The organism is Nocardiopsis quinghaiensis, assembly GCF_008638365.1.
GTDB classification, from domain to species: domain Bacteria; phylum Actinomycetota; class Actinomycetes; order Streptosporangiales; family Streptosporangiaceae; genus Nocardiopsis; species Nocardiopsis quinghaiensis.
In genome coordinates this window covers 105,551-124,977 of the sequence record NZ_VWVU01000005.1, presented here as the reverse complement: position 1 = coordinate 124,977, position 19,427 = coordinate 105,551, and the positions used below count along the sequence as shown (strand labels likewise).

21 protein-coding genes are annotated in these 19,427 nt (G+C 71.7%); 5 read left to right on the top strand and 16 right to left on the bottom strand.

Annotated features, from left to right (window positions below):
- Positions 1 to 825: 825 nt before the first annotated feature.
- Positions 826 to 1,038, top strand: a complete 213-nt coding sequence (locus FYX01_RS26145; RefSeq protein WP_317846064.1) for an N-6 DNA methylase — start codon at positions 826 to 828, stop codon at positions 1,036 to 1,038.
- Positions 1,032 to 1,967, top strand: coding sequence for an IS3 family transposase (locus tag FYX01_RS26140; protein WP_223830453.1), 936 nt, complete (start codon positions 1,032 to 1,034; stop codon positions 1,965 to 1,967). The genes FYX01_RS26145 and FYX01_RS26140 overlap by 7 nt, the downstream gene beginning before the upstream one ends.
- A gap of 161 nt (positions 1,968 to 2,128) precedes the next feature.
- Here FYX01_RS26140 and FYX01_RS12945 read toward each other — a convergent pair whose 3' ends face one another.
- Both FYX01_RS12945 and FYX01_RS12940 read right to left on the bottom strand, forming a co-directional pair.
- Entirely contained in the window at positions 2,129 to 2,389 is a 261-nt protein-coding gene (locus FYX01_RS12945) for a hypothetical protein (protein ID WP_150240952.1), read from the bottom strand.
- 173 nt (positions 2,390 to 2,562) lie between these two features.
- Positions 2,563 to 3,474: a bile acid:sodium symporter family protein gene (locus FYX01_RS12940; RefSeq protein ID WP_223830431.1), complete on the bottom strand. Its 912-nt coding sequence runs from the start codon at positions 3,472 to 3,474 to the stop codon at positions 2,563 to 2,565.
- A gap of 288 nt (positions 3,475 to 3,762) precedes the next feature.
- Here FYX01_RS12940 and FYX01_RS12935 point away from each other — a divergent pair, with 288 nt between their 5' ends.
- Positions 3,763 to 4,389: a restriction endonuclease gene (locus FYX01_RS12935; protein ID WP_150240951.1), complete on the top strand. Its 627-nt coding sequence runs from the start codon at positions 3,763 to 3,765 to the stop codon at positions 4,387 to 4,389.
- Between the two features lie 75 nt (positions 4,390 to 4,464).
- Here FYX01_RS12935 and FYX01_RS12930 read toward each other — a convergent pair whose 3' ends face one another.
- The 5 genes from FYX01_RS12930 to FYX01_RS12920 all read right to left on the bottom strand — a co-directional run bounded on the left by FYX01_RS12930 (position 4,465) and on the right by FYX01_RS12920 (position 7,046).
- Positions 4,465 to 4,785: a hypothetical protein gene (locus FYX01_RS12930; protein ID WP_150240950.1), complete on the bottom strand. Its 321-nt coding sequence runs from the start codon at positions 4,783 to 4,785 to the stop codon at positions 4,465 to 4,467.
- Between the two features lie 456 nt (positions 4,786 to 5,241).
- Positions 5,242 to 5,430, bottom strand: coding sequence for a DUF4253 domain-containing protein (locus tag FYX01_RS26635; protein ID WP_263363745.1), 189 nt, complete (start codon positions 5,428 to 5,430; stop codon positions 5,242 to 5,244).
- 30 nt (positions 5,431 to 5,460) lie between these two features.
- Positions 5,461 to 5,703, bottom strand: a complete 243-nt coding sequence (locus tag FYX01_RS26630; RefSeq protein WP_223830429.1) for a DUF4253 domain-containing protein — start codon at positions 5,701 to 5,703, stop codon at positions 5,461 to 5,463.
- Positions 5,694 to 6,023, bottom strand: coding sequence for a hypothetical protein (locus FYX01_RS26625; protein ID WP_223830428.1), 330 nt, complete (start codon positions 6,021 to 6,023; stop codon positions 5,694 to 5,696). The genes FYX01_RS26630 and FYX01_RS26625 overlap by 10 nt, the downstream gene beginning before the upstream one ends.
- A 57-nt stretch (positions 6,024 to 6,080) precedes the next feature.
- Complete coding sequence (locus FYX01_RS12920) at positions 6,081 to 7,046, bottom strand: TIGR03557 family F420-dependent LLM class oxidoreductase (RefSeq protein WP_150240948.1); 966 nt, start codon at positions 7,044 to 7,046, stop codon at positions 6,081 to 6,083.
- A 333-nt stretch (positions 7,047 to 7,379) separates the two neighbouring features.
- On the opposite strand from FYX01_RS12920, the gene FYX01_RS12915 reads away from it, so the two are divergent.
- Positions 7,380 to 9,065, top strand: coding sequence for an ABC-F family ATP-binding cassette domain-containing protein (locus tag FYX01_RS12915; RefSeq protein ID WP_150240946.1), 1,686 nt, complete (start codon positions 7,380 to 7,382; stop codon positions 9,063 to 9,065).
- Positions 9,066 to 9,086: 21 nt separating this feature from the next.
- Here FYX01_RS12915 and FYX01_RS12910 read toward each other — a convergent pair whose 3' ends face one another.
- The 9 genes from FYX01_RS12910 to FYX01_RS12870 form a co-directional block, all read right to left on the bottom strand.
- Positions 9,087 to 9,881 carry a hypothetical protein gene (locus tag FYX01_RS12910; RefSeq protein ID WP_150240944.1) on the bottom strand — a complete coding sequence of 265 codons (795 nt, stop codon included), beginning with the start codon at positions 9,879 to 9,881 and terminating at the stop codon, positions 9,087 to 9,089.
- Between the two features lie 165 nt (positions 9,882 to 10,046).
- Positions 10,047 to 11,303: a cytochrome P450 family protein gene (locus FYX01_RS12905; protein WP_150240942.1), complete on the bottom strand. Its 1,257-nt coding sequence runs from the start codon at positions 11,301 to 11,303 to the stop codon at positions 10,047 to 10,049.
- Entirely contained in the window at positions 11,303 to 12,517 is a 1,215-nt protein-coding gene (locus tag FYX01_RS12900) for a cytochrome P450 (RefSeq protein ID WP_150240940.1), read from the bottom strand. The genes FYX01_RS12905 and FYX01_RS12900 overlap by 1 nt, the downstream gene beginning before the upstream one ends.
- Before the next feature lie 201 nt (positions 12,518 to 12,718).
- Positions 12,719 to 13,963 carry a cytochrome P450 family protein gene (locus tag FYX01_RS12895; RefSeq protein ID WP_150240938.1) on the bottom strand — a complete coding sequence of 415 codons (1,245 nt, stop codon included), beginning with the start codon at positions 13,961 to 13,963 and terminating at the stop codon, positions 12,719 to 12,721.
- Complete coding sequence (locus FYX01_RS12890) at positions 13,963 to 15,189, bottom strand: cytochrome P450 (protein ID WP_150240937.1); 1,227 nt, start codon at positions 15,187 to 15,189, stop codon at positions 13,963 to 13,965. The genes FYX01_RS12895 and FYX01_RS12890 overlap by 1 nt, the downstream gene beginning before the upstream one ends.
- Complete coding sequence (locus FYX01_RS12885) at positions 15,186 to 15,866, bottom strand: GTP-binding protein (protein WP_150240935.1); 681 nt, start codon at positions 15,864 to 15,866, stop codon at positions 15,186 to 15,188. Before FYX01_RS12885 ends, FYX01_RS12890 begins: the two co-directional genes overlap by 4 nt.
- The gene (locus tag FYX01_RS12880; RefSeq protein ID WP_150240933.1) at positions 15,847 to 16,206 is read right to left on the bottom strand and encodes a DUF742 domain-containing protein; all 360 of its coding nucleotides are present in this window, start codon (positions 16,204 to 16,206) and stop codon (positions 15,847 to 15,849) included. Before FYX01_RS12880 ends, FYX01_RS12885 begins: the two co-directional genes overlap by 20 nt.
- On the bottom strand, positions 16,203 to 16,607 hold the full coding sequence (locus FYX01_RS12875; protein WP_150241319.1) for a roadblock/LC7 domain-containing protein: 405 nt from the start codon (positions 16,605 to 16,607) through the stop codon (positions 16,203 to 16,205). The genes FYX01_RS12880 and FYX01_RS12875 overlap by 4 nt, the downstream gene beginning before the upstream one ends.
- Before the next feature lie 9 nt (positions 16,608 to 16,616).
- A complete protein-coding gene (locus FYX01_RS12870) occupies positions 16,617 to 17,987 on the bottom strand; it encodes a sensor histidine kinase (RefSeq protein WP_190394300.1) in 1,371 nt (456 codons plus the stop codon).
- Between the two features lie 961 nt (positions 17,988 to 18,948).
- On the opposite strand from FYX01_RS12870, the gene FYX01_RS12865 reads away from it, so the two are divergent.
- Positions 18,949 to 19,332: an RNA polymerase-binding protein RbpA gene (locus FYX01_RS12865; RefSeq protein ID WP_150240931.1), complete on the top strand. Its 384-nt coding sequence runs from the start codon at positions 18,949 to 18,951 to the stop codon at positions 19,330 to 19,332.
- Positions 19,333 to 19,427: the final 95 nt, after the last annotated feature.

The following is a 19,427-nucleotide window of genomic DNA, read 5'->3' as shown; positions in this document are numbered from 1 at the left end:
GTGGGGACGAGGAGCAACTCCGGGCGCCCCTCAAGGTGCTCGTGGAGAGGATGGGGAAATCGCTGGGACTGCCGAACAGCGTCTACGGCGAGGTCCCCCTACCCGGGCTCCAGGCGAGACCGGACTTCGGGGTCGACCTCACCGGGGTCGGCCAGGGGCCGCACAGCAGGGTCGGATACATCGAACTCAAGCGCCCGGGGAAACCCGTTCCCCCCGAGAGGTTGGCCGACAGACGCGACCGCGAGCAGTGGAGGAAATTCCAGAGCCTGCCGAACGTCCTCTACACCAACGGGACCGAGTGGTCCCTGCTGCGCCACGGAGCCCCGGTCCTGCGGACGGTCCGCACACCCGACCTGGTGCCCGTGCGCAGAAGGTTCCCCGAGGTCGACCCGGCGTTCACCGACCTGGTCCGCGAGTTCCTCCTCTGGCAGCCGGAGACCGAGCCCGGGCTCGACCGGCTGATCACCCGCGTGGCGGGCCTGTGCGCCCAGCTCCGCGAGGAGGTCTCCGAGATCCTCGCCAAGGAACGGGCTCGCGGACGGGGTGACTCCTTCACCCGCCTCGCACACGAATGGCGCGACCTCCTCTTCCCCCACCTCGAACCCGACCGGGAGTTCGCCGACGTCTACGCGCAGACCGTCACCTTCTCCCTCATCCTGGCCCGTGAGGACGGAGTGGACTTCGGCGGCCGTGACCTTGACGGCATCGGCGAACTCCTGGACAAACGGCACGCCTTCCTGGGGCAGGCCCTCTCCCTGTTCACCGAGTCCCGGGACGTGCGGACCCTCACCGTCCCGGCCCACGCTCATCCGGGTCCTGGAGGCGATGGACTGGCCACGGATGACGCGCGGACGCCCCAGAGCGCACGCCAACCTGTACGAGACCTTTCTGACCAGGTACGACCCGGCGCTGCGGAAGAGCTCCGGCTCCTACTACACACCCGCCCCCGTGGCGGACTTCCTCACGGAGTTCACCGACGCGGTGCTGCGGGAACGGATTTACAGAGCTTTCCTACTTTCGGCCGCTCTGACATCCTGACCTGCGCATACGTACGGTCCGGCACGTGTTCCAATTCGGGGTCGAGCCGCTCTGCAAGGTGCTGCAGACCGCCCCGTCCACCTACTACGCGGCCAAGACCCGGCCACCGTGGCTGCGCTAGCTGCACCGATACGGCCACCATTGAGAAGATCCGGACCGTGCACGCCGACAACTACGGCGTCTACGAGGCGCGCAAGGTCCACGCCAAACTCAACCGCCAAGGCCACCGGGTGGCCCGCTGCACCGTCCACCGCCTGATGAAACGCGCGGGGCTGTGCGGCATCACCCGCGCCAAGGGGCCGCGCACCACCGTGCCTGGACCGGCTCCCGAGACCCGCCCGGACCTGGTGGAACGCTCCTTCACCGCCCAGGCACCCAACCGGTTGCGGGTCGCCGACATCACCTGCATCCGCACCTTCAACGGATGGGTCTACGCGGCGTTCGTGATCGATGTGCTCTCCCGCCGGGTGGTGGACCGACAGGTGTCGCGGTCGCTGCGCACCGACCTGGCGTTGGACGCGTTGGAGATGGCGGTGTCCAGCCGCGGGCACGCGGGACGTCGCATCGACGGCCTGGCCCACCACTCCGACCGGGGCGTGCGGTACCTGGCCGTGCACTACGCCCAACGCCTGTCCGAGGCCGGGGCGATCGCCTCGGTCGGCACCACCGGCGACTCCTACGACAACGCCCCGGCCGAGGCGTTCCACTCGCTGTTCAAGGCCGAACTGATCCGCAATCGCGGCCCCTGGAAGAACCTGGACGAGGTGGAGACCGCGGTGGCCGAGTACGTGGACTGGTTCAGCCACCGCCGCCTGCGCGGAGAGATCGGCCTGATCCCGCCAGCGGATTCGAAGACGACTTCGATCGGGGTGGGGGTGGTGAGCATGGGAGTGTTCCTCGTGGCCGGGGGATGCACACGAAGAACATAACGGGCACGGGTGACGTTTTCCGGCGGCGGTCCGCAGTCCGGTACCGCCGTCCGCCATGCGCTACGGCCGGGGACGGCTAGACCCGCCAGAGGGGCCACCGACAGGTCGGCCGGGCAGGTCAGCGGACCTGCCCGGTCAGTGGCGGGTGTCCTTGGCGGCGGTCAGTCGAAGTGGCAGCGGGGGTGGGGAATGATGCTCCGCGGCCACCTGGAGGTGCGCGGGCAGGGAGCACGGTCGCGGCCGCGGCGGGATCCCCGGCGCGGGGCGGACTCCCTCTCCTCCACCAGGGCGGTGGCGGCCGCGGTGTGCGGGACGGGAGCGCGGGGTGCGAGGAGGACGTGGGGGTCGCCCAGGACCATGGCGAGGGTGAACGCGAGGAGTCCGGAGCGGAGGCGGGAGAACGGACGGCGTTGCTCTGGCATGGGCAACAGCCTGGCACGCGTCACCGTGTGTTGTGGATTGATCACGAGAAGAGGGATGTCCGGTTCAGGCCAGGGAGGACGTGTGTGAACCCGGTTCCGCCCGGGTAGCCGGTTCGACTCACTGGCACGGGATCCCGCCGCCCGGACGGGCGGTCCCGGGCGGCGGGACGGGCTCAGGAGCGGGGTGAGTCCTCTTGGGCGGGCTCGACGGAGGCGTCCTCGGGGGCGCGGCGGGCCCAGTAGGTGGCGATGAGCGCACCGGACATGTTGTGCCAGACGGAGAACAGGGCACCGGGCAGAGCGGCGAGCGGCGCGAAGTGGGCGGTCGCCAGGGCGGCGGCGAGACCGGAGTTCTGCATGCCCACCTCGACGCTGGCCGCGCGCCGGGCGGCCTCGGGCAGCTTGACGGCCATGCCGATCAGGTAGCCGAGTCCCAGGCCCACGCAGTTGTGCAGCACCACGGCCAGGGCCACCAGGAGGCCGGTGGAGAGCACGGCGTCGGCGTTGGCGCCGACCACGGCGGCGACCACCACGACGATGCCGGTGACCGACACCAGCGGCATCGCCGGCAGGACCCTCTCCACGAACCGGTGGGCCGCCATGCGCAGCAGCAGGCCCGCGACCACCGGGAGCAGGACGACCTGGAGGATCGAGACGAACAGGTCCCCGGCCGGGACGGGCAGGGTCGAACCGGCCAGGCCCAGGACCAGCAGCGGGGTCGCCAGGGGTGCGAGCAGGGTGGAGACCGAGGTCATCGCCACCGACAGGGCCACGTCGCCGCGGGCGAGGTAGACGATGACGTTGGAGGCGGTGCCGCCGGGCGAGGCACCCACCAGGACCATGCCCACGACCAGCAGCGGCGGCAGGCCGAGCGCCTGGGCGATCGCCCATCCCAGGAGCGGCATGACCGTGTACTGGGCCAGGACGCCGAGGATGACGGCCTTGGGGTGTCTGGCGACGACGGCGAAGTCCACCGGGCGCATCGTCAGTCCTATGCCGAACATGATGACGCCCAGGAGCAGGGAGATGTGCGGGGCGAGGAGGGAGGCCTGTTCGGGGACGAGGAGGCCCGCGACCCCTCCCATGAGGACCAGCAGGGCGAATCACCGGCCGACGAAGTCGGCGATGTTCCTGAGGAGGGTCATGACTGCTACTTCCCGTGGGTACTCCGGGGCGGCGGGACACCGGTCCCCGGGCGGTTGCCGCCACCAGGGGTCGACACCGCGCGGTCATGGTAGTCCCCGGACGTCCCGTACGTTCGGGCCGGGGCGCCGCGGGCCGCGCGGCGGAAGCACGTGGCGCCGTGGTGATCCCCACAGGGCCGCGGCCGGGGATCGTGTGACGATCCGCGCGTGTGGGGCAGGTGCCCACCTATGACGAACACCTCCTCCGGCAGCGGGACGAACGCCAGGCCCAGGGAGTGGCGTTTCGTGTGGCGCCACCGGCACGCCCTCGTCCTGGCCCTGGTCGTGGCGCTGATGGTCGGCACATGGGTGGCGCTGAGCGCGGCGCGGCCACTGCTGTGGGTCGCGGCGGCGCTGCTCCTGGCCGCCCTGGCGCGGTGGGCCCGGACGCGTGTGCGCCTGGCCCGGGAGGAGCGGGCGCTCGCGCTGGTCGACCTGTCCGAGGTCGACCGCATGTCCGGCACGGAGTTCGAGGAGCACGTCGCCCGGCTGATGCGGGTGCACGGCTACACCGCGGTGACCGTGGTCGGCGGGGCCGATGACGGAGGGGTGGACGTGCTGGGCCGGACTCCGGACGGGCAGGCGGTCGCGGTGCAGTGCAAGCGGTGGCACCACCCCGTGCCGCCGAACGAGGTCCGTGCCCTCATCGGTGTCCTGAACAGCAGCTACGAGGGATACCGGGGGATGTTCGTGGCCACCAACGGGTTCACCGAGGCCGCGGCCCATGAGGGCGAGGGGCACATGGCCCTGGTGGACCGGGACCGCCTGGCCCGGTGGATGGGCGGCACCGAGGTGCCCGAGCCGCCCCGGGCGTGAGCGGCGCGCCTGCCCCGAAGGGCGTACCGGGTATCGGAGGCCCGGGGCGAAGAACCGCTCCGCCCCGGTTCTTTGTCACGAGAGGGCCAGCAGCACGTCCAGACCGGTGTCCGGATGGTAGTTCCAGGAGGCCTCGATACCGTTCCAGTCGCCCTCTTGGCGCCCGTCCAGGGCTCGCGTCTGCTCCATCTGGGAGATCACGCTATCGGGCGCCTCCAATTCGTCGAGGACGCAGTGCAGACTGGCGATCTGGAGCCCGCTGCTCTCGTCCTGCCCCTGGTGGTCAAGGTCCAGGGAACGGCCTTCGTCACCGATACGGGCGGACGTGCCCTCCTTCAGGCCACAAGCGTCGAGGGCTCCCTCGAAAGGACTTCCGGAGAAGTTGAGGCTGCTCATCAGGAGGGTCCCGCCAATTCCGAAGAACAGCCCGATAACGACGCCGACGGATACCAGGAGTGGCGCGGGTCCGAGCCTGCGGACGGGAGGTGCCGGTGAGGGCTGCTCAGGGAAGCCGAACGGCTGTGCAGGCTGGCCTGGCGGAACATGGGGCATGTTCGATCCGGTTGTCACCAAAAACCTCCATGGGAAGGGGGGAAATCCTCCGGGGAGGACAGATAACAGATTCCTACCACAAGGCATCCGCCAAAGAACCAGAAACCGGGTAAACGCCTCCGCCTCATATCGGCACATCATACGCGCGCTGTTTCGTGACGCTGGCGAAGAGAGATGGTTTACAGGGCAAACAGATCTCTTCCCCGCTTTTCTGTGCTCCCGGTGAGCCGGAACCGCCTGGCCCGGTGGATGGGCGGCACCGAGGTGCCCGAGCCGCCCCGGGCGTGAGCGGCGCCCCCCTCAGTTCCACCAGAAGTGCCAGACCGGACGGTCGACGAGTGAGGCCGCGTAGGACTCCAGGTTGGAACGGGCGGAGTTCTGCCAGACGTTGTCCGGGCAGAACGCGAAGTGCTCGGCCACCACATGCAGGGCCGACGCGGGGTCGGTGGGCGGGGCGCCGACGGACAGGGTCAGGGTCGCGAATCCCATGCCCAGCACGCGCACACCGAAGCGACGCTCTCAGTCGGCCACGACGGCCGCGAACACGGCGGTGTCGTTGTCGTAGTTGAGGGGCCCCGACCATCCGGACGCGGCCATCGCCTCAGCCCCCGAGGTGGCGCGCACCAGGCCCAGACGTGATCCCATCCCGTTCTCGACCATGATCTCGGCACACTCGTCGGCCTTCTCCCCGGGGTCGTCCTCCGTCGGCGCGACAGGCGCGCGTCCCGGCCAGGACGTCCCGTAGGGCGCGGTCACCGACATCGGGGCAGGAACCGGATCATCCGCCTGTCCTTCCACGTGCTCCTGCCACCACCGGGCGAGCAACGCCTCCGGTTCGTGGTGGGCGGGCAGGAGATCTGCTCGGGGTAGAGCTCCTGCGACTCCCAGGGCCGGTCCGGTTCGCCGTGGACTCCGTCCAGCAGCAGCGGCCATAGCTCCGAGCGGGGATGTTCGGCCGACAGCAGGGACCACAGCCCGAACGGCGCGGCGTCCTCACTCAGCCACAGGAGGGGAGCGCCTTCCTCGGAGCGCACCACGTGTCCGGGCGGCAGCTCCACGGACAGTGTCTTCTGGAGGTCCATGGCCCCGACCGCAGGCGTCCCCGGTGACAGTCCCCGCTCCGTACGCGCCCCGGCCGGTCAGGAGGCCAGCGCGCGCAGGCGTCCGTCCAGTTCCCGCTGGTAGAAGTCGATGAATCCGTCGGGGTCCGGGCCGGCGTTCTGCATGACCAGTCGGTCGAAGCCCGCTTCGACGTACTTCCGGGAGGCCTCGACGTAGCGCTCCGGGTCGGGGCCGCAGGCGAAGTGGCCCAGGACGTCCTCCTCCCGGACCGTGGTGGTGGCGGCCGCGAAGTTGACGGGGTTGGGCAGCTCGCTCATGACCTTCCAGCCGGTCAGGGCCCAGCGGGAGGTCTCCAGGGCGGCCCGCGCGGCGGTGTGCTCGTCGGGTGCCCAGGCCATGGGCACCTCGGCGTAGCCCGGTCCGTCGCCTCCGGCGTCGCGGTAGTCGCCCACGATCTGCGCTTTGGGCTCGGTGGCGAAGAGCCCGTCGCCGAGTTCGGCGGCGATCTTGGCCGAGACCCCGCCGCTGGCGGCGACGGCGATCAGCGGCGCCTCCTCTGGCAGGTCGAACACCCGGGCGTCCTCCAGGCGCAGGTGGTCGCCCTCGTAGGACTGGTAGCCGCCGTTCCACAGCAGCCGGATGATTACCAGGGCCTCGCGCAGCATGTCGTGGCGCACGTGGACCGAGTCGGGGAACTCCTCGCCGACGACGTGCTCGTTGAGCCGCTCCCCCGAGCCGACCCCGAGGACGAAGCGCCCCTTGGAGACCAGGGCCAGGGTCGCGGCGGCCTGGGCGATGATCGCCGGGTGGTAGCGCACGGTCGGGCAGGTCACCCCGGTCGCCAGCCCGATCCGCTCGGTCCTGGCCGCGATGGCGCCGAGCACGGTCCACGTGAAGGGCGAGTGGCCCTGGTTGTCCAGCCAGGGGTGGAAGTGGTCGCTGATCTCCACGAAGTCGAATCCGGCGCGCTCGGCCAGCACCGCCTGCCGGATGAGCTCCTCGGGCCCGAAGGCCTCGGTCGCCAGTTTGTACCCGATCTGCATCCGCTTCCCCGCCCGGTGGTTCGGTGTGTTCCCGTGGGCTCCGCGTGCCGCGGCCCGCCCGTATCAGACACCCCTACAACTACCCTGTGTGGCGAATCGATCGCCTCCGCACACGCCGGGCGGGCGTGCGCGGATTCCTGGGCTGATCCGCTCGACCACCGGTTCGCCCGTAGGCGCCCGCCGATTCCCGCCAGCGCCCGCTGGTACCCGTCGACGCCCGCTGGTGCCCGCGCCCCGGAAAACCGGTTGCGACTGCTCGTCGCGCCGTGGAAGCCTTCCGGGGCGCCGGCGCGGGAGTCGGCGCGTCCGGCGGAATCCACGTGGAGAGCGGTCTTGGGCTACATCGACGTCAACCAGGTCGGCCACACCCTGCCCGACGGCCGGGTCCTGCTGGACGCGGTGTCCTTCCGCGTGGGCGAGGGGTCCAAGGCGGCGCTGGTGGGCGCCAACGGCGCGGGCAAGAGCACCCTGCTGCGGATCGTGCGCGGCGAGCAGCGCCCCCAGGGCGGCGCGGTCACCCTGGACGGCGACCTCGGCGTGATGCCGCAGTTCGTCGGGCACGTGCGCGACGAGACCACCGTCCACGAGCTGCTGGTGTCGGTCTCCCCCACGGCGGTGCGCGAGGCGCACGCCGACCTGGAGGCGGCCGAGACCGCGATGACGGTCGACGACGGCGAGAGGACGCAGATGCGCTACGCCGAGGCCATCGCCCGCTACGGCGACGCGGGAGGTTACGACGCCGAGGTGGTGTGGGACCAGTGCTGCACGGCGGCGCTGGGCGCCCCCTACGAGCGGTGCCGGTGGCGTGAGGTGCGCACCCTGTCCGGGGGTGAACAGAAACGCCTGGTCATCGAGGCCCTGCTGCGGGGTCCGGCGCCGGTGCTGCTGTTGGACGAGCCGGACAACTACCTGGACGTGCCGGGCAAGCGCTGGCTGGAGGAGGCGCTGCTGGCCACCCCGAAGACGGTCCTGTTCGTCTCCCACGACCGCGAACTGCTCAGCCGGGTCCCGGACCGGATCGTCACGCTCGAACTGGGCGCGGCGGGCAACACGGCGTGGGTGCACGGCGGCGCGTTCGACACCTACCACGGCGCCCGCCGGGAGCGGTTCGCGCGGCTGGACGAGCTGCGGCGGCGCTGGGACGAGGAGCACGCCAAGCTCCGGGCGCTGGTGGCGGCCTACAAGCAGAAGGCCGCCTACAACTCGGACATGGCCTCGCGCTACCAGTCCGCCCGGACCCGGCTGCGCAGGTTCGAGGAGGCGGGCCCGCCGGAGAGGCTGCCCCGGGAGCAGAACCTGCGGATGCGGCTGCGGGGCGGACGGACGGGCAAGCGCGCCCTGGTGTGCGCGGGGCTGGAGCTGACCGGGCTGATGCGTCCGTTCGACCTGGAGGTCTGGTACGGCGAGCGGGTGGCGGTGCTGGGCTCCAACGGCTCGGGCAAGTCGCACTTCCTGCGGTTGGCGGCCGGGGGCGGCAGCGACCCGGAGTCCTCGGCGCTGTCGGAGGAGGAGCGGGTGAAGGTGCCCCCGGTGGAGCACACCGGCACGGCCCGGCTGGGCGCGCGGGTGCTCCCGGGCTGGTTCGCGCAGACCCACGAGCACCCCGAGTTCACGGGCCGCACGCTGTTGGACGTCCTGCACCGCGGCGAGGGCGCCCGCAGGGGCGTGCCCCGCGACGAGGCGGGGCGGGCGCTGGACCGCTACGAGCTGGCCCCGGCCGCCGAGCAGACCTTCGACACCCTCTCGGGCGGGCAGCAGGCGCGGTTCCAGATCTTGCTGCTGGAGCTGTCGGGGGCGACGATGCTGCTGCTGGACGAGCCCACGGACAACCTGGACGTGGTGTCGGCGGAGGCACTGGAGTCGGCGCTGGAGGCCTACGAGGGCACGATCCTGGCGGTGACGCACGACCGCTGGTTCGCGCGCGGGTTCGACCGGTTCGTGGTCTTCGGCGCCGACGGCGGCGTGTACGAGGCACCGGAGCCGGTGTGGGACGAGGGGCGGGTGCGCCGCGCGAGGTAAGAGGTCCTTTCCGGAGCGCGGTTACTCGACGGGCAGTGCGACGTCGACCAGGGCCGAGCACTCCTCCAGGCATCCGCCCACCCTGAGTGTGCCGCCGGGGGTGGCTCCGGGGAAGGAGAACGCGGCGCGGGTGGACTCGCCGGCGTCGAGTTCGTAGCGCCCCACCGCCTCCTGTGCCTGGTCCTCACGGCCTTCCCCGTGCTCGTAGGTGGCGTGGGGGAGGCCGAGGCTGGCGTTGTCATCGGTGGTGAACTCGACCGTCACCACCAGGGACTTGTCGGTGACGGACTGGTAGGCGGTCAGCAGGGTGGCGCGCACTCCCTCGGATTCGAACTCCACCCCCTCGGGGGCCAGCAGGCCGGGGCCGGGGTCGCGGCCTTCCACGAGCAGGCCGGTGATCAGGCCGTCCCGCGCGGTGAAGTCGCCGTGGGCGGCGCAGGCCCGGTCGGAGGCCGGGCCCGGGGCGGGGCACAGTTCGTAGCCGTCCCCGGTGCGCTCCACCTCGATGTCCGGTGCGGAACCGCCCCCGTCGGCCCGGGCCCGGGCGACCGCCGCGTGGTGGGTGAGGTAGGTGTGGGCGGTGGAGCCCTCGGCGGCACGCTCCAGTCCCTCGCGCATCCGCTCGGGCTCCCCGGTGCGGGCGAGGGCCGCCACGTACGCCGCCGCGTTCTCCTCCTCCGCCTCCCGGTCGGTGGACGCCAGCGCCCGCTCGGAGCGCTTCTCGACACTGGTCGGCGCCGTCTCCTGCGCGGGTCCGTGGCCGGTGGCGACGAGGAGGGCCAGGGCTGCGGCGACGGTCAGCCGAGTCGGCATCATGTCCGCTTCATCCCCTTCCTCCCGCTATGAGAAACCGTGACCAGGTGAGCCTACGGTCCACGACCGTCAACGCAGGGGTCGCGCGGGGTCAGGGGTTCTTGGTGCGGACGGCCGGCACGGGCGACGCGGCCCGTGCCGACCGGTCCGGACGCTCCCGCGTGGCCGTTACGGCCGGGGACGCAGCACGACCGGGAACTCCCTGAGGCTGGTGACCGAGAGCGCGGCCTGGATCCGGAGTTCCCCGTCCGGGACGGCCAGCCTCAGGTCGGGGAAGCGGTCGAAGAGCATCGGCAGGATGATCCTCGCCTCCAGGCGCGACAGCGGGGCCCCGGGGCAGATGTGCGGACCGTACCCGAAGGAGATGTGGCGCCCCCTGGTCCGCGTCGGATCGAAGACGGCCGGGTGCGGGTCCTGCCCGAACTCCTCGCGGTCCCGGGTCGCCGCGCCGTAGTGCGTCATCAGGGCCTCGCCCCTGCGGATGGTCTCACCGCCGATCTCGACGTCCTCGGTGGCGAAGCGGAACATCATGACGTTGTTCGGGGGGTCGTAGCGCAGCGTCTCCTCGATCACCGCGTCCCACGTGACCTCGCCCCGCCTGAGCATGGCGAACTGGTCGGGGTGGGCGAGCAGGGCGCGCACCACGTTGTTGAGCAGGTTGACGGTGGTCTCGTGCCCGGCCGCCACCACGGTCAGCAGGGTGATGGTGATCTCGGCGTCGCTGAGGGAGTCGCCGTCCTCCCCCGCCCTGAGCAGGTCGGTGGTGAAGTCGTCGTGCTCGTCGAGGCCGGCGCGCTTGCGGGCGACCATCTCGGTGAAGAACTGGAACAGGGCGCCGTAGATCTCCAGGTGCTCGCCCTCCTCGGTGGTTCCGGAGAAGAGCTTGGCGTACATCTCGCCGAGCTGGGCGTACTCGGTCTCGGCCACCCCGTACAGCTCTCCGATCACCCCCATGGGCACCTTGAAGGTGAACTCCGACTTCAGGTCCAGGGGCTCGCCGGAGCGCGGCTCCAGGGCGTCGAGCGCCCTGGCGGTGATCTCCTCGATGCGCGGGCTCAGGCGCTCGACCCTGCGCGCCGAGAACGGGCTGGCGATGAGTCGGCGCATGCGCCGGTGGGCGGCCCCGTCCAGGGCCAGCATGTTGGAGCCGTCGGTGGGGATCGTGCCCATCAGCGGCCAGCCCTCGGGGACCCGGCCGCTCTGGTAGTCGGCCCAGTGGTCGACGCTCTTGACGAACCGGGGGTCGTTGAGGGTGGCGCGGCTGGCCTCGTGGTGGGTGGTGGCCCAGGCCCGGACCCCGCCGGGCAGTTCGACCCGTGTGAGGGGTCCGGCCTGGTAGAAGCGCTCCCGGTCGGCCTGCACGTCGTCGGGGACGGCGTGCAGGAGGGGGACTCCGTCGGCGGTGTGCTGCATGGGGCAGGACATCAGTGCACTCCTTGCGGGGGTGTGGGGGTGAAGGTGACCGGCAGCGACACGACTCCCCTGACCCAGGGGGAGGGCCGCCAGCGCACCTGTTCGGCGGGGATGGCCAGTTCGACGTCGGGGAGGCGGTCCAGAAGCACCTCGACGGCCGTGACGGCCATGGTCTCGGCGATCCCCCGCGCGGCGTGGGGGCAGCTGTGCTCACCGTGGGAGAAGGACAGGTGGGCGTGGTTGCCCCGGACGCCCTCGTCGTGTCCCCCGACCCGCAGGCGGGGGTCCTTGTTGGCCGCGGCGAAGCCCAACAGGACGAGGTCGCCCTTGCGGATGAGCTTGCCGTCCAGCTCCACGTCGTGGGCGGCGAAGCGTCCGGCGTTCATCTGGGAGGGGGAGTCCTCCCACAGGACCTCGGTCAGGGCCTCCCCCACGCTGCTGCGGGCACCCGCCATGGAGGCCGAGAAGCGGTCGTCGGTGAGCATCAGGCGCAGGGCGTTGCCGATCCACTCCGCGGTGGTCTGGTGGGCCCCGCCCATGATCGCGACCAGTTCGGCGATCAGGTCCTCGTCGCCGTAGTCCGCGGGATGGGCGATCATGCGCGAGACCACGTCCGGTCCCGGCTCGGCCCGGCGCGCGGCGATGAGCCCGGTGAACTCGGCGACGATCTCGGCGTGGGCCCTGACGGAGTCGGGACCGGCGTCGAACATGGTGCTCATGAGGGTGGTGACCGCCTCGCCCCGGTCGTCGTCCAGGCCGTACATCCAGCACAGCAGCAGGGAGGGGAGCCGCTGCGCGTACTGGACGCGCAGGTCGGTGCCGGTGGAGGCGCAGAAACCGTCGATGAGGCGGTCGGCCAGCCGGGTGAGGACCGTGCGCAGCTCGTGGGGATCGGCCCCGTCGAGGGCCTCGTTGACCGCGGCCGTGCGGCGCCGGTGCTCCTCGCCCTCGGCGGAGAGCAGGTTGGGCAGGGGCGCCAGGACCGGCAGCAGCGGCCAGTTCTCGGGCACACGGTCCCAGGCGTTCCAGCGGCGCGAGGAGCGCGCGAACACGTCGGGACTGCTCAGGACGTGGTGGAGCTCGCGGTAGCCGATCACCAGCCAGGCGGGGACGTCGCCCTCCATGAGCACGGGCACCACCGGACCGTGCTCGGCGCGCATCCGCTGGTAGAAGCCACCGGGATCGGTGTTGAAGCGGTCGTCGTACAGCCGGACGGGTTCGCCCATCGCGGACCTTTCCGTTGGCGGAGAGAGGGGGTCGGTGGAACGCGGCCGGGGACCGGACCGCCGTGTCGTCGTGGGCCTTCCTTCGCGCCCGGTCCGGCGTGGCCCCGTTGCGGCGGGGTGGACGCCGGGACGCGCTACGGGTACGGGAACCCCGTGGGGGAGGCCTCCTGGCGCACACACGCGGCACTTTCGGTCGGACCGTCAGGGGCGCAGGAGTACGGGGAGTTCCTGGAGGCTGTTGACGATGATCGAGTGGTGGTTCCTCAACTCCTCGTCGGGAACGGCCAGTTCCAGGTCCGGGTAGCGCTCGAAGAGCATCGGCAGGGCGATACGGCCCTCCATCCGGGCCAGTGTGGCGCCGGGGCACACGTGCGGCCCGTACCCGAAGGAGATGTGGCGGCCCTGTTCACGGGTCAGGTCGAAGGTAGCGGGGTGGGGGTCCTCTCCGTGTTCGGCGCGGTCGCGGCTGACGGCCCCGTAGGAGACCATGAGCGCCTCGCCCTTGCGGATGGTCCGCCCGTCGGCCTCGACGTCCTCGGTGGCGAAGCGGAAGACCATGTTGGAGGTGGGCGGGTCATAGCGCAGGGTCTCCTCCACGACCGCCTCCCAGCTCACCCGGCCCTCCTTGACCAGGGCGAACTGGTCGGGGTGGGTGAGCAGGGCGCGCACGGCGCCGCACAGAAGGTTGACGGTGGTCTCGTGCCCGGCGGCCACGGTGACCTGCAGGGTGCCGCGCACCTCCAGGTCGGTCAGGGCGTCGCCGTTCTCCCCCGCCTGGAGGAGTTCGCTGGTCAGGTCGTTCCCGGGGTCGGCGCGCCTGGCGGCGACCATGTCGTCGTAGTAGCGCTCCAGGGCCGCGTAGACCTCCATGAACTCCTCGGGTCCGGTGACCGAGGAGAAGAACTTGACGTACATGTCGCGCAGGTAGCCGAACTCGCCGCGGTCCACCCCGTACAGTTCGCCGATCACGTTCATCGGCAGCTGGAAGGCGAACTCCGACTTCAGGTCCAGGGGCTGGTCGGCCTTGGGCTCCATGGCTTCGAGCAGTTCGCCGGTGAGTTCGCGGACGCGGGGGCGCAGGCGCTCGACGCTGCGCGCGGAGAAGGCCCTGGCGGTGAGCAGGCGCAGGCGCCGGTGCTCGGCCCCGTCGGTGCCCAGGAGGTTGGTGGGGGTCGGCGGGATCGTGCTCAGCAGGGGCCAGCCCTCGGGGACGCGTCCGCTCTGCAGGTCGTCCCAGTGCGCGACGTCCTTGACCAGTCGGGGGTCGGTGAGCAGCTCGCGGGCGGCCTCGTGGTGGGTGACCGCCCAGGCGGTCACGCCGCCCGGCAGTTCCACCCGGGTGAGCGGTCCGGCCGCGTGCAGGACCTCGCGTTCGGTGCGCAGGTCGGTGACGTAGGGGTCCAGGACCACTGTTCCGTCGGAGCCGTGCTGAACGGGGCAGGACATCAGATCTCTCCCAGGGGTGGTACGGGGGTGAAGGTGACGGGCAGGGAGGCCACGCCCCGCACCCAGGGGGAGGGGCGCCAGCGCAGTTCCTCGGGGGCGACCGCCAGATCGAGGTCGGGCAGCCGGTCCATCAGGACCTCGATGCCGGCCACCGCGACGATCTCGGCGATCTCCTGCGCGGGGTAGGGGCAGCGGTGCTCGCCGTGGGAGAAGGACAGGTGGGCGTGGTTGCCCCGGTCTCCCGGTGCACCGGCTCCCGGACGCACGTCCGGGTCGGTGTTGGCCCCCGCGATCCCGAGCAGCACCAGGTCGCCCCCGCGGATGAGCTGTCCGCCCAACTCCACGTCGTGTACGGCGTAGCGTCCCGCGTGGACCTGGGTGGGGGTGTCCGCCCACAGGACCTCGTTGAGGGCCTCCTGGGCACTGCGGCGGGCTCCCGCGATGGAGGCGGCGAAGCGGTCGTCGGTGAGCATCAGGCGCAGCGCGTTGCCCAGCCACTCGCCGGTGGGCTGGTTGCCTCCGCCGAGGAGGACGATGAGCTCGGGGACGGCCTCCTCGTCGGTGTAGCCCGCCGGATGGGCGAGCAGGCGGGAGACCATGTCGGCTCCGGGATCGGCGCGCCGCTGGGCGACGATCCCGGCCATGGCGGCCATGAGGGCGCGCTGGGCGTCCATGGCCTCGGAGCCGCCGTCGATCATGGTGGACATGAGGGAGGCGATCTCGCCTCCCCGGTCGTCGTCCAGGCCGTAGAGCCAGCTCAGCACCAGGGCGGGCAGGCGCGCGGTGTAGGCCTGGCGCAGGTCGGTTCCGGTGGAGGCGCAGAACCCGTCGACGAGGCGGTCGGCCATGCGTGTGGTGACCGTGCGCAGCTCGTGGGGGTCGGCTCCGGCCAGGGCGTCGCTGACCGCGCCCGCGCGCCTTCGGTGCTCCTCCCCTTCCGAGTACAGGACCGTGGGGAGCTGGATCACCATGGGCAGCAGCGGCCAGTCCTCGGGCACACGGTCCCAGGCGTTCCAGCGGCGCGAGGAGCGCGCGAACACGTCGGGACTGCTCAGGACGTGGTGGAGCTCGCGGTAGCCGATCACCAGCCAGGCGGGGACGTCGCCCTCCATGAGCACGGGCACCACCGGACCGTGCTCGGCGCGCATCCGCTGGTAGAGGCCGCCGGGGTCGGTACGGAAGCCGGAGCCGTGGAGGCGGACGGGGCAGGCGCCCCGGCCGCTCACCGGGAGCCTCCCGTGACGAGGGAGCGGACGTGTCGCACCAGGGCGATGAGGACCTGTTTGGCCGAGGCGCGTACGCGCGCGTCGCAGCGCACCAGGGGAACGGCGGGGTCCAGGTCCAGGGCCGCGCGCACCTGTTCGAGGGTGTGGTCGGTGTCGCCGAAGTCGTTGTGGGCGACGACGAAGGGGGTGCCCTGGGCCTCCAGCCGGTCGATGGCGTACCAGGAGTCCCGCAGACGCCGGGTGTCGACCAGCACGACCGCGCCCAGGGCTCCGGAGAACAGGCGGTCCCACAGGAACCAGAACCGCTCCTGGCCGGGGGCGCCGAAGACGTACAGGACCGAGGTGGCGTCCAGGGTGATGCGGCCGAAGTCGAAGGCGACGGTGGTGGAGTGCTTGGCCTCCACCCCGTCGGTGTCGTCGATCCCGTCCCCGGCGCGGGTCATGGTCTCCTCGGTGCTGAGCGGACGGATCTCGCTGACCGAGCGGACCAGGGTGGTCTTGCCGGCCCCGAAGCCGCCGACGACGGCGATCTTGAGGGCCTGTTGGACGGTGGCGGGGAGCGGGGAGTACGCGCCGCCGGGGGCGGGCCCCGGCCGTGCGGCACTGGAGGGGGGATCGGGCGGTCCGGTGCCGGAGGGGGGTTCCGGGGCGGGGGACTCAGAGGTCGTGGAGTGCAACGAGCACCTTCTCCAACACGTCCGGGGAGGCGAGGGGGTGGGCCGGTGAGGGCGCCGGCCGGGGGTGGCGCGCGGTGATCCGTCCGGTGTCGAGCAGGTCGGTGAGCAGGATGCGCACGATCGCCACGGGCAGGCGCAGATGGGCGGAGACCTCCACCACCGCCGTCGGGTTGCGGCACAACCGCAGGATCCGGGCGTGCTCGGACTGCATGCCGGGGACGGGCTCGCTCTCGGCCACGACGAGGGTCACCGCGTCCAGGGAGTCGTCGGCCCCACCGCTGCGGCCCGAGGTGATGACGTAGAGGCGGTCGGGCCCCTCCTGCCGGTGGGAGCGGGTCATGCCGTGTCGGTGACGGCACGGACCGGGGTGGACAGGTACTCGCCCATCTGCTCGACCAGTTCGTTCATGTTGTGCCCGACCAGGCCCGGTTCCGCCTCCCCGGAGGTGATGACGGCCAGGTGCGCGCCGTGCCCGGCCTCGACGATGAACAGCAGTCCGCCGTAGAACTCGGCCATGGCCTGGCGGACCCCGCCCGCCCCGTCGCCGAACTCCACCGAGGCGCTGTGCGCCAGGCTCTGCACGCCGGCGGCGATCGCGGCGAGGTGGTCGGCGCTGTCGGTGCGCAGGCCGGAGCTGTGGCACAGCTTGAGCCCGTCGCGGGAGAGCACGAGGGCGTGGCGGGTGCCGGGGGTGCGTTCCAGCAGGCCTTCGAGCAGCCAGGTCAACTTGTCGAGGTCCATCATGCGTCCTTATCCGGTCGGGTCCTGGCCGCGCACCGCGGAACGGAAGGCGCCGAATCCCTGCGCCGAGGTGACGGGACCGCTCCTGGGGGGAGTGGCCCGGGCGCTCTCGGCCGCCGCGAGGGTCTGGCCGCGGCGGCGCTGGGGAAGCCCGTTGGTGTCCGGGGTGGCGGCGTCCGCGGCGGTGGAGGGGGCCGCGGCGGGGAGGGGGGTGGTGTCGGGGTCGGTGGGTGGTGCGGCGGGCGCGGTCGCCTTCGTCCCGGAGGCGGGTGCCGGGAGTGCGGGGAGTGGCTTGATGAGCTTCTGGGGCAGGAGCAGGATCACCGCGGTACCCCCGCGGGCGGAGGAGCGGAAGGACACCGACAGGCCGTAGCGGTGGGCGATCTGGCCGACGACCGACAGGCCGAGGCGGGTGCCGGAGATGGTGGCCAGGTCCAGTCCGTTCTCGACGGTGCGGCGGGCGCGGCGCAGGGCCTCCTCCCCCATGACCAGGCCGCCGTCCTCGACCATGACCGCGACCCCGGCCTGGACCTCCTCCACGTGGACGTGGACCTCGGCGGTGGGCGGGGAGAACCTGGCGGCGTTGTCGAGGAGTTCGGCCAGGGCGTGGATGACGCCCTCGGCGGCGAACCCGGCGACCGCGTGGGTGGACACGTTGTGGACACGGACGCGCTGGTAGGCGCCGATCCGGGCCATGGCGCCGCGCACGACGCTCTCCAGGGCGATGGCGCGGCCCCAGCGGCGGCCGGAGCGGGCGCCGGTGAGGACGGCGATGCTGTCGGCGACGCGTCCGGCCTGGGCGGTGCTGTGGTCCAGGTGCATGAGGTCGCCGAGGACGTCGGTGCCCGCCTCACCGTCGCCGTGGCGCTCCTGCATCCGGCGCAGGTCGGCGAGCATGGTGGTGGTCAGGGCCTGGACGCGTCCGGCGGCGGTGGCGCAGGCGACCATGGCGGCGGAGCGGCGGCGTTCCGCGGCGGCGATCTCGGTGGCCACGGCCCGCAGGAGTGCGCGTCCGCCGCGGTCCCCGGGCACGGGCAGGCGGCGCAGGGCGGTGTCGGCCGACTCGCCCTCACGCAGGCGTTCGACCAGGCGGGGCAGGTGGTCGTCGGCCAGAGCCGCGGTGTCGGCGCGCACGGCGTCGAGCCGGGCGCGCAGTTCGCCCGTCTGGTGGCCGCGCCGGTTGAGCAGCAGCGCGAGGGCCGTCAGCAGCAGGAGGGGAACCGCGGAGACGACCAGGAGGGGCAGGGCGCGGGCGCCGGGAACGATCCAGGGAGTCACGGCCCACAGGGGCAGTGCGGCCAGCGGGAGGAGGAGCCAGCGCGGTGCCGTCAGCCACGGGGGCACGGCTTCGCGCAGGTGGGGGATGTTCCAAGCAGTCATCGGGCTCCACGTTCAGCCGCTTCGTCACTTCTGGTCGGGCACGGGAGGGGCGCACCGGGCAGTTCTTTCCGCGTACGCCGGGCACACCGAAAGGGGGATGATTTCCTGGATCCGCGCTTTTCGGCGCACAGCGAGTCAACATACCAGCAGATGTCACAAACAGCTATGTCAGGATAATGAACTCTTTATCGCTCATGCGGCGCGAAGGCGGCAGGCCCCGTGCACCGGAACCCGCCCGGGGTCGGTAGTTCGCCTTTGCGGAACGTACCGGGAATTTCCGGACAGCCATTGCCGGAGCACCGCCTTTCCCGGTCGTGAACTGCGGGAACGGCGCACACGGGGACCACGGGACATGGAGGACGCGGGGGCGGAGGAGGGGACGGCCGAGGACGGGGACGCACGGACGCGGCGCGACGGGCCGGCCCCTGTGGTGCTCACAACGAACGCCGGTGCGGCTACCGCCCACCACGACGGCTGGGCCGCCCCGGAACGCCGGGGTGGCTTCGGAACGGCGAGGCCGCTTCGGGACGACAAAGATGATTTCGTGACACTGGGGACGGTTTCGTGACAATCGCGCCCGTAGCACCGGGCGTCCGTACCTCCGTGCGACACAAAGAACACAGGGGGCGTGAGAACGAAATTCTGCTCGGCTGCGGGAACGGCCGTCCCCTCACCCGGAGGCAGGCGCCCTTACCTGGGAAGAGACGCACGCGGTGGTGCGGATGAGGAAATAGGAGGATGTTTTCTTCCCCCTGAGTCTGGAATAGAGACACACCCGAAAAAGGCACCCTGGAGTGTCACAGGTCACATGTGCCAGACTCGGCGCGACGGACGAGTTTCGGGAAACGGGGTGGGCCCGAGGTGCCCGAGGTGGTTCGACCTCGGGTGAGCGGGGAATCTTGACGTGGACCGACGCGTTACACCCCGCGAGACCGCACAAGCGCCTGGAGGCACCCACACGATGGCCGAGCGAGCACTTCGCGGCACCCGGCTCGGGGCGACGAGCTATGAGAACGACCGCAACACCGACCTGGCTCCGCGGCAGGAGGTCACCTACGACTGCACCCGGGGCCACCGCTTCTCGGTCACCTTCGCGACCGAGGCCGAGGTTCCCATTGAATGGGAGTGCCGTTTCTGCGGCGACCGCGCACGGCGCCGTGACGGTACCGGCGAGGAGCCCAAGAACGCCAAGCCGGTACGCACCCACTGGGACATGCTGCTGGAGCGTCGGAGCATGGAGGACCTGGAAGAGGTCCTCGCCGAGCGGCTGGCCCTACTGCGCGCACGCCGCCGCGAGGAGGCTGCGAAGGTGGAGGAGCTCGCCAAGCAGCGGCAGAGCGCCTGACCACCCCGCGACACGAGGGGGCGGTGGACACTGGTCCACCGCCCCCTTCGTCGTGTCGGGGCGCCGGCGAACCGGGTTCCTCGGGGTGGTCGTGC